Source organism: Calothrix anomala FACHB-343 (genome assembly GCF_014696435.1).
In the GTDB taxonomy this organism is placed as follows: domain Bacteria; phylum Cyanobacteriota; class Cyanobacteriia; order Cyanobacteriales; family Nostocaceae; genus Aulosira; species Aulosira anomala_A.
The window spans coordinates 246,359-271,267 of sequence record NZ_JACJQG010000001.1 but is presented as its reverse complement, the minus strand read 5'-3'; the positions used below and the strand labels follow the sequence as shown (position 1 = coordinate 271,267).

At 40.9% G+C, this 24,909-nt stretch carries 18 protein-coding genes; 15 read left to right on the top strand and 3 right to left on the bottom strand.

Annotated features, from left to right (window positions below):
* The first annotated feature begins 107 nt into the window (after positions 1-107).
* Entirely contained in the window at positions 108-2,141 is a 2,034-nt protein-coding gene (gene bchD, locus H6G08_RS01035) for a magnesium chelatase ATPase subunit D (RefSeq protein ID WP_190538436.1), read from the top strand.
* 104 nt (positions 2,142-2,245) lie between these two features.
* Here the strand turns inward: bchD and H6G08_RS01030 are convergent, their stop codons facing one another.
* Positions 2,246-3,031, bottom strand: coding sequence for an RNA polymerase sigma factor SigF (locus tag H6G08_RS01030; RefSeq protein WP_190538435.1), 786 nt, complete (start codon positions 3,029-3,031; stop codon positions 2,246-2,248).
* A 577-nt stretch (positions 3,032-3,608) separates the two neighbouring features.
* Between H6G08_RS01030 and H6G08_RS01025 the strand changes: the two genes are divergently transcribed.
* From H6G08_RS01025 to H6G08_RS00995, 7 genes are all read left to right on the top strand, one after another.
* Positions 3,609-4,337, top strand: a complete 729-nt coding sequence (locus tag H6G08_RS01025; protein WP_190538434.1) for a Bax inhibitor-1/YccA family protein — start codon at positions 3,609-3,611, stop codon at positions 4,335-4,337.
* A 469-nt stretch (positions 4,338-4,806) separates the two neighbouring features.
* Positions 4,807-5,929 (top strand): peptide chain release factor 2 gene (prfB, locus tag H6G08_RS01020; protein WP_190538433.1). Its coding sequence is split into 2 segments (ribosomal slippage): positions 4,807-4,878 and positions 4,880-5,929, totalling 1,122 coding nucleotides; the frame shifts between segments, so codons are not numbered across the junction.
* A gap of 162 nt (positions 5,930-6,091) precedes the next feature.
* On the top strand, positions 6,092-6,247 hold the full coding sequence (locus tag H6G08_RS01015) for a DUF3285 domain-containing protein (protein ID WP_190538432.1): 156 nt from the start codon (positions 6,092-6,094) through the stop codon (positions 6,245-6,247).
* Between the two features lie 42 nt (positions 6,248-6,289).
* A complete protein-coding gene (gene ybeY, locus H6G08_RS01010; RefSeq protein WP_190538431.1) occupies positions 6,290-6,817 on the top strand; it encodes an rRNA maturation RNase YbeY in 528 nt (175 codons plus the stop codon).
* Positions 6,818-6,939: 122 nt separating this feature from the next.
* Positions 6,940-7,395, top strand: coding sequence for a diacylglycerol kinase family protein (locus tag H6G08_RS01005; protein ID WP_190538430.1), 456 nt, complete (start codon positions 6,940-6,942; stop codon positions 7,393-7,395).
* Between the two features lie 111 nt (positions 7,396-7,506).
* Entirely contained in the window at positions 7,507-8,106 is a 600-nt protein-coding gene (locus H6G08_RS01000) for an anthranilate synthase component II (protein WP_096644721.1), read from the top strand.
* A 3-nt stretch (positions 8,107-8,109) separates the two neighbouring features.
* On the top strand, positions 8,110-8,877 hold the full coding sequence (locus H6G08_RS00995) for an MBL fold metallo-hydrolase (protein ID WP_190538429.1): 768 nt from the start codon (positions 8,110-8,112) through the stop codon (positions 8,875-8,877).
* Positions 8,878-9,116: 239 nt separating this feature from the next.
* Here the strand turns inward: H6G08_RS00995 and H6G08_RS00990 are convergent, their stop codons facing one another.
* On the bottom strand, positions 9,117-10,448 hold the full coding sequence (locus H6G08_RS00990; protein WP_190538428.1) for an FG-GAP repeat domain-containing protein: 1,332 nt from the start codon (positions 10,446-10,448) through the stop codon (positions 9,117-9,119).
* Between the two features lie 905 nt (positions 10,449-11,353).
* On the opposite strand from H6G08_RS00990, the gene H6G08_RS00985 reads away from it, so the two are divergent.
* The 6 genes from H6G08_RS00985 (at position 11,354) to H6G08_RS00960 (ending at position 19,382) form a co-directional block, all read left to right on the top strand.
* Positions 11,354-12,664 (top strand): aminopeptidase P N-terminal domain-containing protein, encoded by a 1,311-nt coding sequence (locus tag H6G08_RS00985; RefSeq protein WP_190538427.1) that lies wholly within the window; start codon positions 11,354-11,356, stop codon positions 12,662-12,664.
* Between the two features lie 593 nt (positions 12,665-13,257).
* The gene (gene dndD, locus H6G08_RS00980; RefSeq protein ID WP_190538426.1) at positions 13,258-15,240 is read left to right on the top strand and encodes a DNA sulfur modification protein DndD; all 1,983 of its coding nucleotides are present in this window, start codon (positions 13,258-13,260) and stop codon (positions 15,238-15,240) included.
* Between the two features lie 29 nt (positions 15,241-15,269).
* On the top strand, positions 15,270-15,932 hold the full coding sequence (locus H6G08_RS00975; RefSeq protein WP_190538425.1) for a type II restriction-modification system restriction endonuclease: 663 nt from the start codon (positions 15,270-15,272) through the stop codon (positions 15,930-15,932).
* Positions 15,929-17,386, top strand: coding sequence for a class I SAM-dependent methyltransferase (locus tag H6G08_RS00970; RefSeq protein ID WP_190538424.1), 1,458 nt, complete (start codon positions 15,929-15,931; stop codon positions 17,384-17,386). Before H6G08_RS00975 ends, H6G08_RS00970 begins: the two co-directional genes overlap by 4 nt.
* Before the next feature lie 107 nt (positions 17,387-17,493).
* Positions 17,494-17,880, top strand: a complete 387-nt coding sequence (dndE, locus tag H6G08_RS00965) for a DNA sulfur modification protein DndE (protein ID WP_190538423.1) — start codon at positions 17,494-17,496, stop codon at positions 17,878-17,880.
* Between the two features lie 53 nt (positions 17,881-17,933).
* Entirely contained in the window at positions 17,934-19,382 is a 1,449-nt protein-coding gene (locus H6G08_RS00960; RefSeq protein ID WP_190538422.1) for a DNA phosphorothioation-associated putative methyltransferase, read from the top strand.
* A gap of 71 nt (positions 19,383-19,453) precedes the next feature.
* On the opposite strand, the gene H6G08_RS00955 is transcribed toward H6G08_RS00960, so the two are convergent.
* Positions 19,454-21,193, bottom strand: a complete 1,740-nt coding sequence (locus H6G08_RS00955) for a pentapeptide repeat-containing protein (RefSeq protein ID WP_190538421.1) — start codon at positions 21,191-21,193, stop codon at positions 19,454-19,456.
* A gap of 506 nt (positions 21,194-21,699) precedes the next feature.
* Here H6G08_RS00955 and H6G08_RS00950 point away from each other — a divergent pair.
* Positions 21,700-24,741: a zinc-dependent metalloprotease gene (locus tag H6G08_RS00950; protein WP_190538420.1), complete on the top strand. Its 3,042-nt coding sequence runs from the start codon at positions 21,700-21,702 to the stop codon at positions 24,739-24,741.
* Positions 24,742-24,909 lie beyond the last annotated feature (168 nt).

Below are 24,909 nucleotides of genomic sequence, written 5' to 3'. Positions count from 1 at the left end.
TGCCCCCTGCCTCCTAACACCTGCCAGTAAAGTTGTCACAACACTATATTTTAAATGTGCCAGAAGCTTGATATGCTAAAAGCCGAGACTAGCTATATCGCCAAACCATGCCTGCGCCTACTATCAATCCTCAAATCACTTCCTTCCCTCTGACAGCCGTAGTCGGACAAGAAGCGATTAAATTAGCTTTGCTATTAGCTGCTGTCGATCCGGGATTAGGTGGAGTAGCGATCGCAGGTCGTCGCGGTACGGCAAAATCTGTGATGGCGCGGGCTATTCACGCTTTGCTACCACCTATTGAAGTTGTAAAAGACTCGATTAGCAACTGCGATCCCAATCAACCCCAAGAATGGGATGATTTACTTTTAGCAGAATACGCAGATCAAGATATTCAAGATGTCCCTACCGCCATTATCCCTGCGCCGTTTGTACAAATTCCGCTTGGCGTGACAGAAGATAGGCTTCTCGGTTCTGTGGATGTGGAACAATCAGTCAAGCAAGGAGACACGGTATTTCAGCCGGGATTACTCGCCAGCGCCAACCGAGGGGTGCTGTATGTGGATGAAATCAACTTACTTGATGACCAAATCAGCAATCAACTGCTTTCAGTATTATCGGAAGGACGCAACCAAATTGAACGGGAAGGAATCAGCTTTCAGCATCAGTGCAAACCGTTGTTTATTGCTACCTACAACCCAGAAGAAGGGGCGTTAAGAGAACATTTACTCGATAGAATTGCGATCGCATTATCAGCAGACGGAGTCCTGGGGTTAGATCAAAGAGTACAAGCAGTGGAACAAGCGATCGCTTATTCGGTATCTCCCCAAGAATTTCTCGCCCAATACAACGAAGACTTAGACGGACTAAAAACTCAAATTATCCTGGCGCGGGAATGGTTGAAAGATGTCATCATTACCCACGATCAAATTGCATATTTAGTCAATGAAGCAATTCGTGGCGGCGTTCAAGGACACCGCGCCGAGTTATTTGCTGTGCGCGTAGCTAAAGCCGCCGCCGCGTTAGATGGACGCAACACCGTCAACGCCGACGACTTGCGCCGTGCTGTGGAATTGGTAATTGTTCCCCGCGCCACAGTCGTGCAGACACAGCCACCAGAACAAGCACCACCCCCACCACCTCCGCCACCCCCACCACCAGAAAGTCAAGACGAATCCGAACAAGAAGAACAGGAAGAAGAAGAACAGGAACCAGAGGAACAAGAACAACAAGAACCACCCAGCATCCCCGAAGAATTTGTCTTCGATCCAGAAGGGGTGATTCTCGATGATAGTGTGCTTTATTTTGCACAGATGGCAAAAAGGCAAGGTAAATCTGGTAGCCGCAGTATTATCTTCTCAGAAGATAGAGGGCGCTACATTAAGCCGATGTTGCCGAAAGGAAAAGTCAGACGCATCGCCGTAGATGCCACATTAAGGGCGGCTGCCCCGTATCAAAAAGCACGTAGAGAAAGACACCCAGGACGCAAAGTCATCGTAGAACAAGGAGACATTCGCGCCAAGCGGTTAGTCCGCAAAGCTGGGGCCTTGGTAGTGTTTGTGGTAGATGCTTCTGGCTCAATGGCACTAAACCGGATGCAGTCAGCTAAAGGTGCAGTCATGCAACTTTTGACCGAAGCATATCAAAACCGCGACCAAATCGCCTTAATTCCTTTCCGGGGCGAACAAGCAGAGGTTTTATTACCTCCCACTCGTTCAATTGCCTTAGCGCGCAACCGTTTGGAAAGATTACCTTGTGGTGGCGGTTCCCCCTTAGCGCATGGTTTAACCCAAGCTGTACGCATTGGGTTAAATGCCCAAATGAGTGGTGATATTGGTCAAGTTGTGGTTGTAGCCATCACCGATGGCCGGGGTAATATACCCTTAGCCCGTTCCTTAGGCGAACCCCAGGAACCAGGAGAAAAGCCAGATATCAAAAGCGAATTATTAGAAATTGCGGCGAGAATTCGCGCTTTGGGAATACAGCTGTTAGTAATTGATACGGAGAGTAAATTTGTCTCTACAGGCTTTGCCAAAGAATTAGCGCAAACAGCCGGAGGTAAATACTATCATCTACCTAAGGCGACCGATAAAGCTATTGCGGCTATGACCAAAGGAGCGATCGCTGATTTAAAATCTAGGTAATAAATTTAAGGTTAAAAGTCAAGGGTCAAGGGTCAATGGTCAAGGGTTGATGAAATTTTGGACTTTGGACTATTGACTTTGGACTATTGACTTTGGACTATTGACTATGACCCACTAGCTACCGCTTGAGGTTGCAAATAGCTAATCAAATCTTGAATACCTTTTTGCAGATATCGCGTTACAGTCATCGGACTTGTACCGATATTTTTCGCCGCATCTTTGCGGGAAAGTTCTTTCAAAAAGACTAACTCAACAGCCATCCGGGGCTTTTCTTCTAATAAATTGATTGCACCTTGGAGTTGTTGACGTTCTTCTTCTTGTTGCTGAAGTGCGTTAGAACGAGGACAAGGTAAAGCTTCACCTAAAGTGATTTGGCAATCAACATAGTGAACAGCCGTAGCATCTAAACTTAAAGGCATCCGGTTTTGCGCCGCTAATTTAGTTTCTTGCCATTCTTGCACAGATACGCGCAATTCACGGGCAATTTCTGTGTCTTTGGGTGGGCGTCCCAAAGCAATAGCCAAGTCCTTGCGTACCTTTTGCCCTTCATTATATAGTTCTTGCCAACGCCGGGGAATTTTTAATAGAGTACTGCGATCGCGTAAAAAGTGCAGCATCTCTCCACGAATATATGGTACAGCGAAAGAACTAAACGCATATCCTTGACTGGGATCAAAACGTTCAATAGCTCTGATTAAACCAAAATAACCGATCTGTTCTAAATCTTCATAAGGTTCATTACATTGATGGCTAAATTTATGAGCCATCTTCCGCACTAAACCAGTATGTAGCTGCACAAGTTGATTACGCAGTTTAATAGAGGGATTCTGGTGGTATAAGTGTAATAACTCTATACCATCTATTCGCACAGAGGACTCACTTGCTGCCATATAAAAATTCCTTTGTTGTAACTCCTTTTCCTAAAAAAATGGAGTTGCGTATATTGTTATCAAAGCTGTCATTATTTTCCTTAGTCACCGTTGAATAAACCATCGTCGTTATACTGAACTTATCAGGGTCTCGCAGCGATTGTTCAGTATTTCTACGCATGATTTTTTATGAGTAACCCTGATTTTTTATCATCATTTAGTGCAGCTGACTTCTGTTTGATCAACCAGGATTCGCATTATTCATGGTCTTTTATCTGCTGGCAGAGAAATTATCCATTACTACAGAAAAATCTAGTAATTACACTACAGACATCTATCACAATCAGCAACAGATCAATTTCCCCTAGAGTTACCATTTTTCTGTGTCAGCAAGACCCAAGAATATGCTGTCAGTAGAAACAAGACTGTAAAATCTTTGGGTTTTATAAATGAGAAATTTTCAGCACAGAACCCTTGATTTATTTGACTGCTACATTCACAAACATGATTTATCTCGTTTGGCTGAGTGGTGATTAGCTCAGAATATTGGTAAAAATGGAACTATACAGGACGTTTCTCAGTAAAACAAGTTTTCCACATGAGCAACACCAGCAATTTTCGCGATGCTATCCGCGAGGCTAGAACTCAAGCCCTAGTAGGGCCTAATGTCATAGCTAATGCCCTACCCTATGTAGGTGGCGGTCTTGTACTTACCGCACTAGGAACCTACGGTGGTTTAGGAGTGATCCGCAATCATCCCGGACTGTTTTTCCCCACCTTTATTGGTGCAGTCATCGTTGAGTTAATTCTGTTCTTTGTCGCCCAAAATGTTGCCGAAAAAGGCAATAAAGGTCTAGCTCTTCCTTTACTGGCTACCTACAGCCTTTTATCTGGTTACACTCTCAGTGGCTTAGTCTTTGTCGCTTTGAGAACCCAAGGTGTTGGTATTCAAGGTATTGGCATAGCCGCCCTTGGTTGTGGCGTTACCTTTATTGTTGCTCGTCAAATTGGTTCCAATCTCTCGGAACAAGACGGGATGGCTTTGACAAAAACTATCTCTCTCGGCATCATTGCCTTGGTAGTTGTCTGTTTGACTCAATTTGTCTTTGCCTTATTCGGTGTCTATACGCCAACTTGGTTAGAAATCGCCATTTCCGGGTTGGGAGTATTTCTGTTTGCTGGCGCATCTGTGGTTGATTTCTATATCTTGCCACGTACTTATCGCAACGATCAGTACCTACCAGCAGCTTTATCTATGTACCTCACCTACATCAACCTATTCATCTTTATTTTGCGGCTATTAATTGCCCTCAATAGCCGCGATTAAATATCCGTAGGCACGAGATAAAAGTAAAGTTTTGTAAAAATTACCGTGGTCTAGCCTCAGCAGCCACGGTTTTTTCATGGGATGAGTGGTTGACCAACAACACCATAAATCAATACCGTTCAGTTAACGTCAAAAACCTTAAACTGCGTAGGTTGGGTTGAGGAACGAAACCCAACATTTTCGGCGATTTGTTGGGTTTCACTTCGTTCAAACGCCAGTTGCTACAACGGGGGGAACCCCCCTTCGGGGTTCGCCAGTCGCCTGCGGAGGGAAACCCTCCCGCAGCGCTGGTCTCACCGCAACGCACTGGCTCCCCAACCTATATTTATCCTTAACTGAACCGTATTGCACCATCAATATAGAGGCTGGAAACAAAGAACTTGCTCAACAACAGCTAAAATCAATAAAGCAAATAGAATTGAGAGCAAGTTCTTAACAATTAGACACGCTCTATCGTTAAGTAAGCAATATGGATGTTTTAGAACTCAAACGCGAAATCGAAACGTTGGCTTATCGCCTGGGTAAAACCCAGGACTATCTTTGACGTACCTGCACTGACAGCCAAAATTCAAGATTTAGAACAAATCTCTGCTCAACCAGAATTTTGGAACGACCAAACGACAGCCCAAGAAACATTACAAGAACTCAACGACCTTAAAGCCCACCTCCAGCAGTATCATCAATGGCAATCTAGTCTAGAAGATACGAAAGCTGTGGTTGAGTTATTAGAGTTAGAAACTGATGAAGGGCTACTGCAAGAAGCGGAATCTACTATTACTAAACTCAACCACGAACTCGATCAGTGGGAGTTACAACAATTACTTTCCGGCACCTACGATGACAAAGGGGCAGTACTGACAATTAACGCCGGTGCGGGTGGTACGGATGCTCAAGACTGGGCGTTTATGCTGATGCGAATGTATACACGCTGGGCAGAAGCTCACGGATATAAGGTGACTTTGGCAGAAGAGTCAGAAGGGGATGAAGCCGGGATTAAATCGGCGACTTTAGAAATTACCGGTCGTTATGCTTATGGTTATTTGCGATCGGAAACTGGTACACATCGTTTAGTGCGAATTTCCCCATTTAACGCCAACGGTAAACGCCAAACCAGTTTCGCTGGGGTGGAAGTTATGCCCCAAATAGATAGTTCTGTGCAGCTAGACATTCCCGAAAAGGACTTAGAAATTACTACATCCCGTTCTGGTGGTAAAGGCGGACAGAACGTCAACAAAGTCGAAACAGCCGTGCGGATTGTGCATATTCCCACTGGTTTAGCTGTGCGTTGTACAGAAGAGCGATCGCAGCTGCAAAATAAAGAGAAAGCCCTCACCCGTCTCAAAGCCAAGCTGTTAGTCATCGCCCAAGAACAACGCGCCCAAGAAATCGCCCAAATTCGCGGTGATATGGTCGAAGCTTCTTGGGGTAACCAAATCCGTAACTATGTATTTCACCCCTACCAAATGGTCAAGGATTTGCGTACCAACACAGAAACCACAGCCATTACCGATGTCATGAACGGCGACCTTGACGCCTTCATTCAAGCCTATCTGCGACAAGAAAATCAACTTGTGGAGAGTACGCCAGCTTAGGGGCTAGGGAAGGAGGACAAGGGGGACAAATGACAATTGTACAGACGCGATTCATCGCGTCTCTAACAAATGACAAATGACAAATGACAAATGACTATTGACCATTGACCATTGACGATAACTGTTACATTTATATATAAAAGAGTTTGTTATCGAATCATCATGAGCAGTTCTCCGTCAAAGGAAGCTCAACCGAGCTACGTTAAACTCGCCATGCGCAACATGGTGCGTAAAGGTGGTACTTCTGTTAAGCATTTTGTGCTTACTACTGTGGGACTTTTAGCTCTCTTCGTAGGTCTTGCTTACCTAACTCGCTGAACTTAAACCTAAACCTCGAGTTACTAGGAGACTTTGTAGCTAGTGCAAGTTGAACTAGATGTACAAGATTACTTTTATGAATCGTTCCCAGAAACAACAAAAAATTTTGGGACTAATGATAACCGCATTGCTGTGGAAACTTGGGAAGACTGGTTTAATAGCTGGCTAGAAATACTTCACCCTTATCTTCCCTCAGCACCAGGTTATGAAATCGGGTTGCGGTTCACGGATGATGTAGAAATTCAGTCACTCAATTCCCAATATCGTCACCAGGACAAACCTACAGATGTATTAGCTTTTGCTGCTTTAGAGGTGGACAGTCCTCACAATGAGGAAATGTTTGCCTCTATGCCTTTATATCTAGGGGATATTGTGGTATCTGTAGATACTGCACAGCGTCAAGCCCAACAGCAGGAGCATAGTTTGCAAACTGAATTGGCCTGGCTTGTGGCTCATGGTTTGCTGCACTTATTAGGCTGGGATCATCCTGATGAAGAAAGTTTGGTGAGAATGTTAAAACAGCAGGTAATATTGCTGAGACAAATAGGTATTTCTATTGACATAGAGTAACCTCTATTATTATTCTTTGCTACTCCTAAAACTTCCGGATAAAATTGCCTAAACCTAAATTAAGCCCTTAAAATCGGCAACACCAACAACTGTATCTACTTGATGTGAGGATCTTGAAGCCTATGTCCCAAAAAGTTTCGCCACCACCCACTAATAACCGCATACCAACACTAGTGACTAAAGAAAGAGAATTTTCTTGGCAAGTGGCGACTAATTTATTTATTAGTTTTAAGTATGCTTGGGCGGGAATTAGCTATGGTTTTAAAACTCAACGCAATTTTCGCATTCATGTAGGCGTTTGTGCTGTAGCGATCGCTCTCAGCATCATTTTACATTTATCACCTGTAGAAATCGCCATTATTGCTATAACTAGTGGTTTAGTTTTAACTTTAGAACTACTAAATACAGCATTAGAATCACTAGTTGATTTAACAGTTAAGCAAACTTACCACGAGCTAGCCAAAATTGCGAAAGATTGTGCGGCTGGTGCTGTACTTGTCTCAGCATTAGTATCGCTTTTGGTAGGTAGTATACTTATACTGCCGCCTTTGGCAACTTTAATTATCTCAGCTTTTTAAGTAAGATTGCTAACTTTGCTTATTTTCATTCGATAATTGATGACGTTTACAGCTCCAATCTGGTGACAATTAAACAAAATAATCAAATAATCTGACCAGGAGTTATTAGCTGTGATTATAGTCATCGACAATTACGACAGTTTTACTTATAATATAGTCCAATATCTTGGAGAGCTTGCCGCAGAATTTCCTGTAGCAGCAGATATTCGAGTTTTTCGCAACGATAAAATATCTGTAGACGAAATTAAAGCTTTAAATCCTGAATTTGTCGTCATTTCTCCCGGACCTGGTCGTCCAGAAGATGCGGGAATCAGTTTAGAGTTAATTGAACAGCTAGGATCTAGTTTGCCAATTTTGGGTGTCTGTTTAGGACATCAAAGCATTGGTCAGGTATTCGGTGGTAAAATCGTTTCTGCTCCTGAATTGATGCATGGCAAAACTTCTCAGGTGTCTCATACTGGGGTGGGAGTTTTCCAGGGATTAGAAAATCCTTTAACGGCTACCAGATATCACAGTCTGGTGATTGACCGCGAGACTTGCCCCGATGTGTTGGAAATCACTGCTTGGGTTGAGGATGGTACGATTATGGGAGTACGCCATCGGAACTATCCTCATATTCAAGGCGTCCAGTTTCATCCAGAGAGTGTTTTGACATCTTCAGGTAAGCAGTTGCTGCGAAACTTTCTGGAACAATTACAGTCGAGAGCGTAATTAATGAAACGACGACAGTTGATAGGCTATGCTGGGGCGGGTTTGGCTACAGCTTTTTTTACTACCTTAAGTTCTGAATTTCCATCCCAGGCCCAATCTAGCGGCTTATCAGTTCAGTGGTTGGGTCATACCTGCTTTCTGTTGACGGGTGGCGGGGTAAAGATTCTCGTCAATCCCTTTCGCACAGTCGGCTGTACTGCTGGATATCGTCCGCCAAAGGTTGCAGCAGATTTAGTGATGATTAGCAGTCAACTGCTGGATGAAGGTGCTGTAGACGGACTCCCCGGAAAGCCGAAACTAATCTATGAACCAGGGGTTTACGAATTCCAAGGAATTAAGTTTCAAGGAATTGGTATAGACCACGATCGCAAAGGTGGTAAACAATTTGGTATTAATACTGCTTGGAGTTGGAAGCAAGGCGGAATTAATATCCTACATTTAGGCGGCGCGGCTGCACCAATTTCGGTTGAGCAAAAAATTCTCATGGGTCGTCCTGATATCGCCTTTATTCCTGTGGGCGGTAGTGCTAAAGCTTATAATGCTCAGGAAGCCAAGCAAGCGGTGGAAATTTTAAATCCGAGATTGATTGTTCCTACCCATTATCGTACACAGGCAGCAGATGCGACTAAGTGTGATATTTCGCCGGTGGATGATTTTCTGAATTTGATGCAGGGTGTGACTGTACGTCGGGGTACTAGTGACAGTATTACTATTAGCTCTGGAAGTTTACCTGAAAATAGCGTAATTCAAATTTTGAGTTACAAATTTTAACTAAGTATCAACATAATTTGTAAGGGCGGGGAGACCCCGCCCCTACGATGTGGGATAATTGATTTGGTAGAATTCCCTCGATCCTGAGTTGTGTTCCGGCTCAGAATGAAACTTTTATGTAGAGATGGTATTGTGGCTTAACTCTACTCAACTTGGCTTTGTGCGATCGCTGATATTGCGTTATTAAAAACGCTACAGTCTTTGCGTGAATACCGATAAGCTAATTATTTTCTAGCAATCTAGAAGGTAACCCATTTTCTCAAGGGTGTACCATCTGGGCCGAGGACAGGATTACCATCTTCTCCTACTTGAATTGGGGAAAGTCTTTCTGTGTCTGCGATTGGAGTTCTGGTTACGGTTGTTCCGTCTGCATTTGTAATCCAAATTTCGTCCGCACCTGTAGCGTAATCGCGCCAGTAGATATCTGTTCTACCATCGTTGTTGAAGTCGCCAAATGTTGCTTGTGCGGTGGTGGAACTGGGTGCGAGGAAGGTTTCAGTGACAATTGAACCGCCATCCATCAACCAGGTGGTGTTTTCACCGGTTGTTTGATTACGCCAGAAGATATCTGTCTTACCATCGCCATTGAAGTCAGCAATGCTAGATTTCCAATTAGCATCTAGTGTTGTTAAAGAACCCTCGGTGAAGAAGATGTTATTGGGAATCAGGGAATTAGTTAACCAAACTTTGTTTTCACCTGTGGTTGTGTTGCGCCATAAGATGTCAGAACGGAAATCGCCGTTAAAGTCTCCTAAGCTGAAAGTCCAGCTGGCGTCTTGTGATTGGAGAGAATTCTTATTAACTTGAGTACCATCAAAGAACCAAGCGCTGTTTTCGCCGGTGGTGCTGCGCCAGAAGATGTCAGTGACACCGTTACCGTCGAAATCAACCATTGTTGGTGTCCAAGTAGCGTCGAGTCCCTCAAGTCTGATACCACTTTTAATGGGTTGGCTGGAGTTACTACCATCTACTAACCAAATGGCGTTTTCACCTGTGGCGTTATTCCGCCATAATATATCAGTTTTGCGATCGCCATCAAAATCGCCAATGAATGGTGACCAGTTTCCATCTAGTGGATCTAGTGAAATCAGATTTGTAAAATTGGTGCCATCCATCAATACCAGGGTATTAGCACCTGTTACTTTATTGCGTAACAAGAAGTCAGTCTTATTATCGCCATTGAAATCGCCGATTTTGTAATCTATTGAGCCAGGTGGGTTATTTGGATCGGCAGGAAAATTCCCTTTGGAGATAACAGTTGTACCATCCATCAACCAAATTTGAGTTTCGCCAGTTTGGGCATCAACCCAAATTTTATCTGTTCTACCATCACCGTTGAAATCTGGTACAATTGCGGCGCTGGTGATATAAGGATTAGGGTTTGGGTTAGCGTTAAATAAAGATTGTGATGATACTTGATTTCTATTTACTGGTTGATTTGACAGTGCTGAAGAAGAACTGGCACGGCTAAATGATGATGAAGAATTATCTTCAAAACCGTTGCTAATTTGTGCTGATTTTTCAAAAGAAAGCGCTGCCCAGCTATTTGTATCCAAATTCAATTCAGGCATGGTTTGTTTTTATAGCTTGTTGTTATCCAAGTTTTAACTTTTTCGGTTAAATATTTTCTGTGCTTTAATAACATTTGCTTAAAAAATATCTGTTTGACTTTTTCATGCTTTCATGTTTTTGCTCGTGCGAATACATATATATAAGTTGCTCTTTTCTAGCTAGCTTATTTAATTTTTTCAAGTTCCAGATAAGCATTTATGAAAATATTTTTGTTTATATCAGCATTTGTAGATAAGTCACAAAAGCCGGAAATAGCTTTAATTTAGAGGTTTTAGGCTAACAAGATAAATTTGTCTATCATCTAAAATGTAAGGTTATGCTGAATAATTACTGTTGGAAGTATGCCAAGTACAAACAGATATAGTCTGATGATTTCAGCAGCCAATTCTCAATATATATATGCTAGATAGCAGTTCAATTTTTTAGAGCATTTCCCGAATTAGTAAGGTATACTTATGGGCGCATACCTGGCGATATAATGTTGTACCTCATCTGATTGAGAAAAGCTATATAAAAATCTAAACAATTAAAAACATGACTTATTCAAAAAGTTACGCTCGTGCTTGCCAATGATTTATGATATGTATATAACAAGTTGGCATAAATATCAAAAAATGATAACTTTATGTTTCTAGACTTTAGTTTTAAATGTAAAATTATGAGATACAGATTGTCTTAATTTCATAACATGAATTTGACAAGATACAGGCAATATGTATTTGCAAATAATCGCAATATTAATCCTGAGATATAAATATCAAGCACAATGAATAACTATTAATTAAAACTGGATACATATTATTGATGTTGAGAGTGCTTGGCACTACATATAATATTTGTGATATATGCAATCTGTAGTGCGAAAAGGTTAAGATATCACCATAATTTGAAATATAAAGTAGCTATGCAAGCAGAATATCAGAAGCGTCGTCAGCAGTTGATGTCAAAACTTGGTAATGGTACGGCGATTTTTCGCAGTGCGCCAATGGCGGTGATGCATAATGATGTGGAGTACAATTATCGCCAAGACAGTGATTTTTTCTATTTGACTGGTTTTAATGAACCGCAAGCTGTAGCTGTGTTAGCACCTCATCACGCAGAGCATCAGTTTGTGTTGTTTGTTCAACCGAAGGATCGGGAAAAGGAAGTTTGGACTGGTTACCGTTGTGGAGTGGGAGCAGCGAAAGAACTGTATGGTGCTGATGAAGCTTACCCGATTACCGAACTTGATGAAAAACTACCCCAGTATTTAGAAAAAGCCGATCGCATTTTTTACCATTTGGGACGCGATCGCAATTTTAATGACAAAGTTCTCAAACATTATCAAAGTTTACTCCGCACCTATCCTAAACGAGGTACAGGGCCGATCGCTATTGAAGATACCAGCCCTATTTTAGGTAGCATGAGATTGATTAAAAGTAAAGCTGAGTTGGAATTGATGCGCCAAGCAGCTGCGATCGCTACAGAAGCGCACAGTTTAGCACAGCAAGTAACTGCACCCGGACGTTACGAGTATGAAATTCAAGCGGAAATTGAGCATATTTTTCGCTTGCGCGGAGCGATGGGGCCAGCTTATCCTTCAATAGTCGCGTCTGGTGTAAATGCTTGTGTGTTGCACTATATTGAAAACGATCGCCAAATGCAGGATGAAGATTTACTGCTGATTGATGCTGGTTGTGCCTACGGTTATTACAATTCCGATATTACCAGGACATTTCCTGTCGGTGGGAAGTTTACAGCAGAACAAAAGATATTATACGAGATTGTCTTAGAAGCACAAAAACAAGCGATCGCTCAAGTGCAACCCGGTAATACTTTCAACTCAGTTCACGATACAGCAGTGCGCGTCCTCACAGAAGGTTTAGTGGAAGTGGGTATTCTTAAGGGTGAAGTAGATAAGCTAATTGAAGAAGAAAAATATAAACCATACTATATGCACCGTACTAGCCATTGGTTAGGTTTGGATGTCCATGATGTCGGTGTGTATCAGCATGGTGATAACCCACAGATTTTACAACCAGGACAAATACTCACCGTAGAACCAGGACTTTATATAGTACCAGATACCAAACTGGCAGAAGATCAGCCAGCAACCGATCCGCGTTGGGTAGGGATTGGAATTCGCATTGAAGATGATGTGTTAGTGACTAGCACCGGACATGAGGTGTTAACTGCTGGGGTTCCTAAAGAAGTGGATCAAGTGGAGAGACGATAATAATTCTCCAAACCAGCGTTACAGGAAATATGGTAGGGTGGGCAATGCCCACCATATCTGAGTTTTTAGGACATTTCAGTTGTATAGGAATTTATGTAGGAGTTGTGAAAAGTATTTTTTTAATGGAACCGCAGAGACACAGAGAACACAGAGAGAGTAGAAAGTGGTTAACAACTTCGACCTATAATTTGAATTTTGTTTGTCTAAGTCAGTAGATATAAATAAACCAAACTATATAGCAATCCTATCTGAGTTGTGAAAATATTTTTTTAATGAACCGCCAAGAACGCCAAGGATAAGAGAAAAATACTGAGATTTGGTAAATTTTACAAATGATTGAGGATTGCTATATTACGAAACGTAAGTATATAGGACTTACGCAAAATCATGAAAAAACGAACCGCGAAGTACGCAAAGAACACGAAGTAAAGAGGGTTTGGGAGAGTTATCGCGTAAGTCCTGGTATATTTGAAACCCTTACCAATGACAAATGACAAATGACAAATGACAAATGACAAATGACAAATGACAAATGACAAATGACAGCCCTTAACAGTTATATTTAATTACGCCGACCTAGTTAACTAAGTTAAATGATATTTATTGAACTTGTATTACAAAACTTTGGCCCCTACGCGGGGAAACAGGTAATCAATCTTGACCCAAGAAATCATGAAAATTCTCGTCCCATAATTCTTTTAGGTGGGATGAATGGTGGCGGAAAAACAACTTTAATGGATGCTATTCGGTTAGCGCTTTATGGTCATCGCGCTCAATGTTCTACCCGTGGTAATTTAAGTTATAGTGATTTTCTCACGCAATGCGTTAATAGTAAGACTGACCCTGTTGAAAAAACTCGGATTGAATTAGTTTTTGAACATATTGAAAATGACCAGCCGATAAAATATCGGGTAGTGCGGACTTGGGAGAAAAATCCGCAAGATGGTAAAGACCATTTAGGGATTTTAGATGCTAATGAATGGTTAGATACGGCTTTAGTGAATATTTGGGATGAGTATATTGAAAATTTATTACCTTTAGGTATATCTAATTTATTTTTATTTGACGGCGAACAAGTTAAAGAATTAGCAGAACAGGAAACACCACCAGCAATTGTAGTCGATGCAATTAGCGGACTTTTAGGGTTAGAGTTAGCTGATAGGTTGGCTGTTGATTTAGATATTTTAGTTAATCGCAAACGCAAGGAACTGGCTGGTACTAAAGAATTAGCTAATCTGGCAGAAATTGAAGAGAAGTTACAAGGTTTACAAGAAACTTATAACCAAGAATTGCAAGCAATTACATCTTTGCAAGATGAATTAAAATCTGCGGAAATTCGGCAGCAGGAAGCTGTGAATAAATTTATTTCTGAAGGTGGGAAAATTGCCGGAGAACGCAGTCACTTAGAAAAACAAAAGAATGAAAAAACTACAGCAGCCGAGAAAGCGCGTCAGGTAATGTGCGATTTAGCGGCTGATGTTTTACCTTTAGCTTTAATTACACCTTTATTAAGTGAATCTCTGAATCAAGGAGAGGCAGAATTTCGGATTCAACAAATGCAGGTAGCTCACGATTTATTGGTAGAGAAAGAGCAGAAGTTACTGAATTTTATTAATCAATTAACTATTTCTGAGTCAGAAGTTACTCAAATTCAAGAATTTATCAAAAAAGAGAATCAAGATTTACATAACGCCGTTACCACCGAACCTTGGCTATTAGCTGATAGAGAAAGCCTGAATCAGTTAGATAATGTAATTTATCATTATCTGGGTTATGTGAAAACTCAGGCTCAAGAGAAAATTAAATTTCTCCAGTCTCAAGAAGAAGAAATTATCACTTTAGAAAGACAAATTCAAACCGCAGCTTCACCAGAAGAATATCAAAGACTGGCTGATGAATTGCAACAAGCACAACAGGAAGTTGCTGAAGCTAAGGCGGCTTATGAAGTAGCAAAACGCCGTTTAGTTGAATTAGAAACCGAGATTTACACTACTAAAAAAGACTTAGAAAGCTATACAGAGACAAGTCTAAAACGGCAAAATAAAGAACATATTATTGAATCGGCGGCGAGAGTGCAAGAAACACTCAAGGTTTTTCGCGAAAAATTAACTTTGAGAAAACTGAATAAATTAGAAGTGGAAGTAACAGAGTGCTTTCGTTACTTGCTACATAAATCTGATTTAGTTCATCGCGTTGCTATCGACAGTAATACATTTAGCCTGTCACTTTACGATTTAAAAGGTAAACCAGTCCCCAAACATCGCCTTTCTGCTGGGGAAAAACAACTATTAGCGATCGCCTTTTTGTGGGGTTTAGCACGAGTCTCCGGTCGTCGCTTGCCAGTAGCGATTGATACACCATTAGGTAGGCTCGATTCTTCTCACCGCAGTAACTTGGTAGAACGTTACTTTCCCTGCGCCAGTCATCAAGTAATTTTATTATCTACGGATACGGAAATTGGTAAAAAAGAAGTGCAAATACTGAGAGAGAATGAAGCGATCGCTCACGAATACCTTTTACAATATGACTCTGCAACTCGGCAAACAACAGTATTAGAAAATCAATACTTTTGGTAAGTAGATTATTTTACATTTGATTTGTATTTATGCCCACACTGACCGTAGAAACTCTCTGCTTAGAAGCAGGAATATTTTCAGCATCCGAGTCTCAACATTCAGAATCTCTACTTTATGGAGTTACAGACGGTAAAGCAGTTGGAACATATCTAGAGCAAAAATTTAAGCTTTATCTAAAAGAAAAATATGAGTTTTTGCAGGGTAATTCAGCAAGCGGTATAGATTTTCCCGGATTATTAGTAGATGTTAAAGTGACCAGTATTAGACAACCACAATCATCTTGTCCCTTCAAATCTGCGCGACAGAAGATTTTTGGTCTTGGTTACTCACTCATTATTTTTGTTTATGACAAAACAGACAATAGTGAAAATCGCACCGCAACTTTGAGTATCCTACACACAATTTATGTCAGTGCTGAAAAGACAGCAGATTTTCAAATGACTCGGGGAATTCGCAATATCTTAGAGAATGAGGGTAACAAAGATGATCTCATTGCTTTCATGCTAGATAAAAATCTACCTGTTGATGAAATTGAAGCAGGAAATATTGCGGATGAGATATTGATAAATCCACCAATGCAGGGATTATTGACTATTTCCAATGCCTTGCAATGGAGATTGCAATATAGCAGAGTTATCGATCGCGCTGGACAAGAAGACGGTGTAGTTGCTGTTTATAGGTTGATTTCATGACTCAAACTTTCAGGTCAAAAATAGAATATGGCGATTTTCAAACTCCTATAGAGTTAGCTGAAAAAATTTGCCATAAACTAGTTGAACTGGGTATTAAACCTGACATAATTATTGAGCCAACTTGCGGCTTAGGCAATTTTATTAAAGCCTCTGCACAAATATTTCCATCAGCAAAAAAAATTATTGGTATCGAAATCAATCAACATTATATAAATGTAATTAATAATGAAGAATTGCTTTTAGCAGACGAAAGAATTAAAGTTCAGCAAGCAGATTTTTTTCAGTTTGATTGGCAGTCAGTACTCAGAGAAAACCCAGAAAATATTTTAGTAATAGGTAACTTTCCTTGGGTTACTAACTCACGACAAGGAGTAATTCATGGTGTTAATTTACCCTTGAAAAGTAATTTTCAAAAGCTGAATGGATTAGATGCAATTACTGGCAAAAGCAATTTTGATGTTTCTGAATGGATGTTAATCCGTATAGTCCAATATTTACAAAAATGCCATGCCTATCTTGCCATGTTGTGCAAAACTTCTGTCTCAAGAAAGTTACTGAATTATATTCATGCTCAAAAAATCTCTCTAGAATATTGTGCAACTTACAAAGTAGATGCAAAAAAGTATTTTGGCGCAAATGTTGATGCTTGTTTATTATTATGTAAATTTGATTCAACTTCGCATAATTATTTTTGTGATGTTTTTAATAGCATTGAAGATAAAAATTACCAGCGAATAGGCTATCAAGACAACATTCTAGTGAAAGATGTATTGATTTTTGATAAATTAAAAGATTTATATGCTTTCAAATCAGCAGAAAAATGGCGTTCTGGTATTAAACATGATTGCTCAGATGTAATGGAGTTATCTAAAATTAATGATATTTATATAAATGGATTAGGAGAAATTGTTGATATCGAAGAAAAATTTATTTTTCCTTTAATTAAAGGTTCTGATGTAGCTCAAGGTCGAACGCGAGTTACCAATCGATATGTTGTAGTTCCTCAAAGATTTATCGGTGAGTCAACTGAATATATTAAAAATATAGCACCTAAAACCTGGAATTATTTAGAGTCTCATGCAAATTATTTAGATTCTAGAAAAAGTAAAATATATCATAATAACCCCCGCTTTTCTATATTTGGTGTCGGAAATTACACGTTTTTACCTTGGAAAATAGCAATTTGTGGATTATATAAAAAACTTAACTTCCAACTCGTTGGAACGCTCGATAATAAACCTACTATTTTTGATGATACTGTTTATTTTCTGGCTTTTGACAATGAGCAATCAGCCGTTCAAGCTTTAATTATTTTAAATTCTACCTTAGCTTCTGATTTCTACTCTTCACTGATTTTTTGGGACGAAAAACGCCCAATTAAATCTAGTATATTGAATAAATTAAATTTATCTGCCCTAGCACAGAGATTGAACCAGGTGCGATCGCTACAATAAATTAAAATGAAAAATGTCCATCATTTAAAGAATGGCTCAGACAATTTAAACATCAAAATCTACTCTATTGCCGGGTGACACTGTAAAAAGCTTGATAAATTTTAATCATGGAATCGCCAATCGAAAGAATAAAACTTTCCCAAACCGCTAAAGAGCAACTAGTCAAACTCCGTCGCAGCACCAAAATAGACCAATGGAATATATTATGCAGATGGGCTTTTTGTCGTTCTCTCGCAGAACCAACCCCACCTTCCCCTGTACCCATACCCCAAGATAGCAATGTGGAAATGTCTTGGCGCGTGTTCGGTGGCGAAATGTCAGATATCCTGCTCCTTGCACTCAAGCAAAGGTGTCACAACGACGGTTTCCCCATCGATCAAGAAACCCTTGCTAGCCAATTTCGCCTGCATTTACATCGGGGAATTGGCTACTTAGCCGGCGATCCAAATATCAAGAAAATTGAAGATTTAATTGTACTAGCGCTGAAAGATTGAAAGGATATTAGTTAACTGTTGACTGTTGAGTGTTGACTGTTGACTGAAATATTATGCCTGAAGCGTTAGACATCGAACGTCATCGAGCTGCGATCGCTCGCATTGATATCTCTCGTCCGGTACGATTGGCTATAGAATGGGCAATTCTCAATCCTGAAACTACCTTTTTTGACTACGGTTGCGGCTATGGTGGTGATGTCCAGCGCGTCGCCAATTTAGGTTACACTAGTGGCGGTTGGGACCCTTATTATTATCCTGATGCATCGATTACCTCTGCTGATGTGGTTAATTTGGGTTATGTTCTCAACGTCATCGAAGATCCCCAAGAAAGGCGAGAAAGCCTAGTTAAAGCTTGGGAACTCACCCACAAAGTTTTAATTGTCGCTGCGCAGGTTTTAATTAACGCGCCTAGCAAAACCCAAATAGCTTATAGCGATGGAATTGTCACCCGGCGCAATACATTTCAAAAATATTACCAGCAAGAAGAACTAAAAAGTTACATTGATGAGGTACTGAATGTAGATGCTGTACCTGTAGCATTAGGTGTCTACTTTGTCTTTCGCCATGAAGCCGAAAAAGAAAGTTTCAAAGCCATTCGCTTTTTTACTCGCAGTTCTACGCCCAGAGTTCGCATTCCTAGCAAGCGCTTTGAAGATTACCAGGAAATACTCGCACCATTAATGGACTTTTTCACCCAGCGTGGAAGATTACCAGTTAAGGGGGAATTGAGTAACGAACAGGAACTACTGAGTGAATTTGGTAACTTCCGCCGTGCTTTTGGCGTAGTATTACAAGCTACTGATGAGGCAGAATGGGATGCGATCGCTTATCGTCGCTCTCTGGATATTCAAGTTTACCTCGCCCTTACCCACTTTGAACAACGCCCCTCATGGCATAAACTAGCACCAGAAATCCGCTACGACATCAAAGCCTTTTTTAGTAGCTATGAAGAAGCTTGTGGTGTCGCCGATCAAAAACTCTTTAGCCTCGGTCAACCTAGAGTCATTCAAAATGCTTGCGACAAAAGTAAAATCGGTAAACATACCCGTGGCGCTTTGTATGTCCATGTTTCCGCCTTAACAGAACTTGATGCTTTACTGCGGATTTATGAAGGTTGCGCCAGCCGTACCATCGGGCGGGTAGATGGTGCTACCTTAATTAAATATTGCACCGATAAACCGCAAATTTGCTATCTCTTTTATCCAGAATTCAACACCGACCCCCACCCAGCTTTAAAAGCGAGTATCATAATTGACTTCCTCACCTTAAAAATTACTCACCGCGACTACCAAACCAGAGACAATCCACCAATATTGCATCGTAAAGAAACCTTTGTTACGCCTAACTACCCACTCTACGAACAATTTGCCCAACTTACCCAACAAGAAGAAGAATTAGGACTCCTCCAGCAGAAAAACGAAATTGGTACCCGCGAAGGTTGGGAAAAATGTCTAGCTAGCCACAAAGTAGAAATTCGCGGACATCAGGTTTATCGGAAATAGTCAGTTGTCAGTTGTCAGTTGTCAGTGGTTAAAAAGTCAACCGTCAACAGTCAACCGTCAACCATCAACAATCAACTCAACCCCAATTCCTGCTTTAACAACTCTGGGACATTTAGCGCTGTCTCTAATCCCCGGACTGTTTCCCATTGCTGTTTTTCTCCCCAAGTCATTTCTTTTAGGTTGGCTTCTGTGACATCTGCATTACTGAGAATGGCGTAGCTGAGGTTAGTATGGCTGAGGTCTGCACCATTGAGTAAAGCACCACTGAGATTGCTACCACTGAGATTTGCTTTGTTAAGATTGGCATAGCTCAGGTCAGTACCAAAAAGCATGGTATAACTTAAGTCAGCACCAGTGAGGTCAGCCTCACTCAGTAGAACACCACTAAGGTCAGCATCATTTAAGATCACTCCACTCAGGTCTACACCACTGAGATCGGCTCCTAAGAACATTGCGCCGTTGAGTTTGGCATAGTTAAGTTTAGCTCCATTTAGCTTGGCATAGCTGAGGTCAGCAGCAACTAAAATCGCATCGCTAAGATTAGTGCTAAAAAGAATAGTATCACTGAGGTTGGTACCGTTAAGAATAGCACGACTTAGATCGGCACCACTGAGGTCAGCACGACACAAGTCAGCATGGCTGAGGTTGACACTACTGAGTTTAGCTTCGCTGAGATTGGCACCGAAAACAATAGCGTGGCTGAGATTGGCATTGTTGAGATTAGCATCTTTCAGGTTACTACTACTGAGATCGGCATGGCTGAGGTGAGCATTTTTTAAGTTCGCGCTGCTGATATCCGCATGGCTGAGGTTAGCGCGGCTCAAGTCTGTGTGGCTAAAATTGGCACCACTGAGGTTGGCGCTACTGAGGTCAGCATGGCTGAGGTTGGCATTTTGCAAATTAGCACCACTGAGATTTGCATCGCCAAAGTTAGCACCACTGAGATTTGCATTAGTAAAATTCACGCCTGTTAAATTGGCATCTCCTAAGTAAGCACCACTGAGGTTGGCACCGCTAAAGTTAGCACCTGTTAAGTTGGCATTACCTAAGTAAGCGCCGCGAAAATTCCCTCCTTTGAGGAATTCACCGACAATACTAGTGAAATTACCAATTTCAATCGCATCGCTATAGTTTATTATCCGCAGTAGTTCGGAGGTGAAAAAACTTTCTGTATCTGGTTGGCTAGATGGATAAAAGTTAATTGACTGCTGAAGTTCATCTCGACCTTGGGCGTAGCGATGTAACTCCAATAGTAAAATTAATACATTCAATCCAGTATATATATCTACTTCCCTCAGTCCGATAGTTATATTTTGTGCTAACAGAGTTAACATTTTTTTCTGAGGTAAGTTATTATCAGGTGCAGCATCAAGAAACTCACCCTGACACCAGCGACGATAAAATTCCTCTAAACGTTGGAACAGGAGCAGTGGCTGAAATGTTTTCCGAGCTATGAGTAAATTTATTACCTGTTCAACTATATCTGGTGTTAAAGCTGCATGACCAAGTAGATCGTAAATCTCTTCATAAAATTGGCGCTGTTTGGGGGCTGTCACTATTTCGTTCTGAGCCGATAATAAACCATTACCGGGTTTTCCCCATTCTTCTAAGCTTTTTTGCAATTTTTGAATGAATAAAGAGTATTGTAAATTATTTTGAACATATCTAGGCTTTTTATCTAAATCTTGAGAAATTTTTGTACTAGGAAAAAGTGTTTGGGCTTTCACAGAGTTAGTCTGTGGCTTATCTGTTAACTTTTTACCCTGAGCGTAATTCCTGAAACGCTGCCAAATTTGTGATAAATATGACATTTTGTATTTTGGATTACTATTTAATTACTAATTTATGAAAAATGATTCTACAGTGTTGATGAACTCAGATGCGGCGGAAATTAATCAAATACTTGTATCGTATATGACTTTTGTAAAATAAGTGGCGATCGCCAAAGTGAAAAGTCTTTGAAGCTTAACTATTTTTCTCTGTATAAATTGAAATTGATAACGTGAGAAGTGGTGCATTTGCCAGTAATTTCCTTGGTTTAATCCAGATTGTTATACTTTTTTATCAGCAAGTTTACTAGTCTGATGTCAGAATAATACGTACTGTAAGCTACAGATACAATTGTTAGCAAAAATACTACAGGAAAACTGGCTAATAAAATTGCAGAATCGTGATGATAGCTGAAATGAAAAGTTTACTGCTGCATATCAGACAGCTAACAATATTTTTTAAATAAGCTTATGTTAGATAACAGCAAAGCCGATGGACTTTGCCAATAATGAAAAATAGCTAATGATTGTTGTCGGGGGTAGATTAGATGAATAAATTAAGTCTTTATGTAATTTTATTGTCTGGTTTGTTTTTGGGAGTAACAACTGCTAGTGCTAAGTCATCGCCTCCTAACAAAATAAACACTGAGTTACATAACCAACAAAAACAAGATAGATTTGGTGTAAATCAGACTACACCAGGAGTTATAGCGCCGTCTTCTAATGGTAAGTCAAGTTTAAAACCATTAAATAAATTAGATAATTCTGCTAAAAAACCTGCTGTACCAACATCTCAGTTATCTAATTCTAGGGGAAAAGGCGGACAGCAAGTTTGGGTAATGAATCAAAACCAACAGCTACAACAACAACCGTTTAATTGGATCGTTACTAATCCTAAAGAAGCGGGAAAACAACCGTTGTTAGTAGCGGGAAAAACTCCAGAAAAGCCTAATGAAAAACCCAATACATCGACTAAACCACCAAAGAAGGACGATCTAGAAGCTTTTGATGAAGTTACAAAAGATACAGAAAAGCAACAGGGACTATTCACCATTTATCGCCAGAAAGAAAAGAATAAAATTTATTTAGAAATTCAGCCAGAGCAACTCAATAAAAATTATTTAGCTACATCCACCTTAGAATCGGGGATTGGCGAACAGGGTATTTATAGCGGGATGCCTTTGCAGGATTTTTTATTTTATTTCAAACGGGTAGACAATAATTTACAATTTACTGTGCGGAATGTAAATTTTCGTACCAAAGACGGAGATCCCCAGGCGCGATCGCTCGCTCGGTCGTTTAGCGATTCTATACTCTACACTATCCCCATTAAAAGCATTCATCCAGAACGCAAAACCCTGCTAATTGACTTAGGAGATTTATTACTCACAGATTTAGCTGGTTTATCTTTGAGTTTGGGGATTCCTGGCGGTACAGATCAATCTTATTTTGGCAGCGCGAAAGTCTTTCCCGAAAACTTAGAAGTCCAGACAGTATTAAATTTTTCTGGTGGTGGGAGTAGCAGCAGTCGGGAAAATCCGATGCTGAATTTTGAGTCTCTAGCAGACAGTCGTGGCTTTACTTTACGCATCCACTATAGTCTTTCACAACTGCCAAATAATAAATATCAACCGCGTTTAGCAGACGATCGCGTCGGTTATTTTATCACAGCCTATCAAGACTTATCCAAAGACGATCGCGGCGATCCATTTGTCCGCTATATCAATCGCTGGAACTTGGAAAAAGAAGACCCCCAAGCACCTATATCTCGACCGAAAAAGCCGATAGTCTTTTGGATTGACAACGCTGTCCCTTATGAATACCGCGATGCGATTAAAGAAGGGATACTAATGTGGAATAAAGCATTTTTGAAAGCAGGATTCAAAGATGCGATCGAAGCTCGGCAAATGCCAGATAATGCTACATGGGACCCTGCGGATATTCGTTACAACACAATTCGCTGGATTAATACCATCGACGGCTTTTTTGCTAGGGGGCCATCCCGCGTCAATCCCTTAACTGGGGAAATTTTGGATGCAGATATTTTAGTCGATGGTAGTTTTGTCCGCGTCCTCAAAAATGAGTATCGCCAAATAGTACAACCCAACCAAGTACAAGGACGTAGTTCTTTAACAGCGTTGATGCAAAATAATACGCTGTGCGTCAATAAATTGGGCGGAAAAACCCAAAACAATCAGCAGCAGCAACAGCCAATGTTGAATCGGTTAGCTAAAATGGCTGGGGAGTCAGATTTGTGTTACGGAATCGAAGCTTCTAACCAGTTTGCTTTGGGTGCAATGGCGATGACATTGTTAGAAGACAACACCACCACTCAAGAGCAACTTAAAGAGTATATCCATCAATATCTACGTTTAATTATCGCCCATGAAGTCGGACATACCTTAGGGTTACGCCATAACTTCCGGGGTAGTAACTTGCTACCACCAGAGGAGTTAAACGATAAGCAAGTTACTAGTAATAAAGGTTTAACTGCTTCAGTTATGGATTATATTCCGCCAAATATTGCACCCCAAGGGACAAAGCAGGGCGATTATTTTCCAAGTATAGTAGGGCCTTATGATGACTGGGCGATTCAGTATGGCTATATGCCAACTCAAGCTTCAACTCCCATCGCCGAAAAGCCAATTTTAGACGAAATTGCCGATCAATCCGATCGCCCAGAGTTCAGTTACTCTACAGATGAGGATCGCTACGATCTCGATCCTACAGCTAACGCTTGGGATAATAGCGGTAACGTTCTCCGCTATGCTCAATGGCAATTAGATAATTCTCGCGTCATGTGGGATAGGCTGAACAAACGTTATCCAGTAGCAGGTGAAAGTTATAGCGATCTTAGCGATCGCTTTGGTTCAGTATTGGGTAACTATTTCCAAAATATATTTTATACCACTAAATATATTGGCGGTCAGTCTTTTTATCGCGTCCATGCGGGGGAACCTCCTAGCAAAGCAGGTATCCGTCAACGTCGGTTACCATTTGAACCTGTACCCTTAGAACAACAACGCCAAGCTTTAGAAACCTTACAAAAGTATGTATTTGCTGAGGATGCTTTTAACTTCTCACCAGAACTGCTGAATAAATTAGCCCCTTCTCGTTGGTATCATTGGGGCAGTTATCCCTTAGTTGGACGTTTAGACTACCCCATTCACGACTTGGTTTTAAACCTGCAAAGTGCGGTATTGGTAGATTTACTTTCAGGCGATCGCCTTTCTCGTCTCAAGGACATCGAACTCAAGAGTCCCCAAGGTAAAGCTTTGAGTCTGCCTGAATTATTTGATACTTTGCAAACTGGTATTTGGACAGAAGTTCTCAAACCCAAAGGCAAGCCCCTGATGATTTCTAGCCTGCGTCGCGGATTGCAGCGTGAGTACGTAAATATACTAAGCGATATTATATTACGGAAAGAATACGTACCCGAAGATGCACGTACCTTAGCCTGGTATAAAATTCGCCAACTCAACGAGAAATTAGCAGGAGTAAATTCTGAAGATGAGTATACCAAAGCCCATATTCTCGAAACACGCGATCGCATTGAGAAAATTTTGAATGCGCCGTTAAGGAGTAATTAAAAAGGGCATGGGGCATGGGGCATGGGGCATTGCTCAGGTTCCTGCCCTTGTCTTTGCTTGTACAGTAGCTTGCAAAATACCGCAGATTGCCAGTTGGTGAGGTACAGATGATTGTTGATTGTAGGGGCACTGGCACTGCCATGCCCCGAAGCGCTTACCTCATTTACC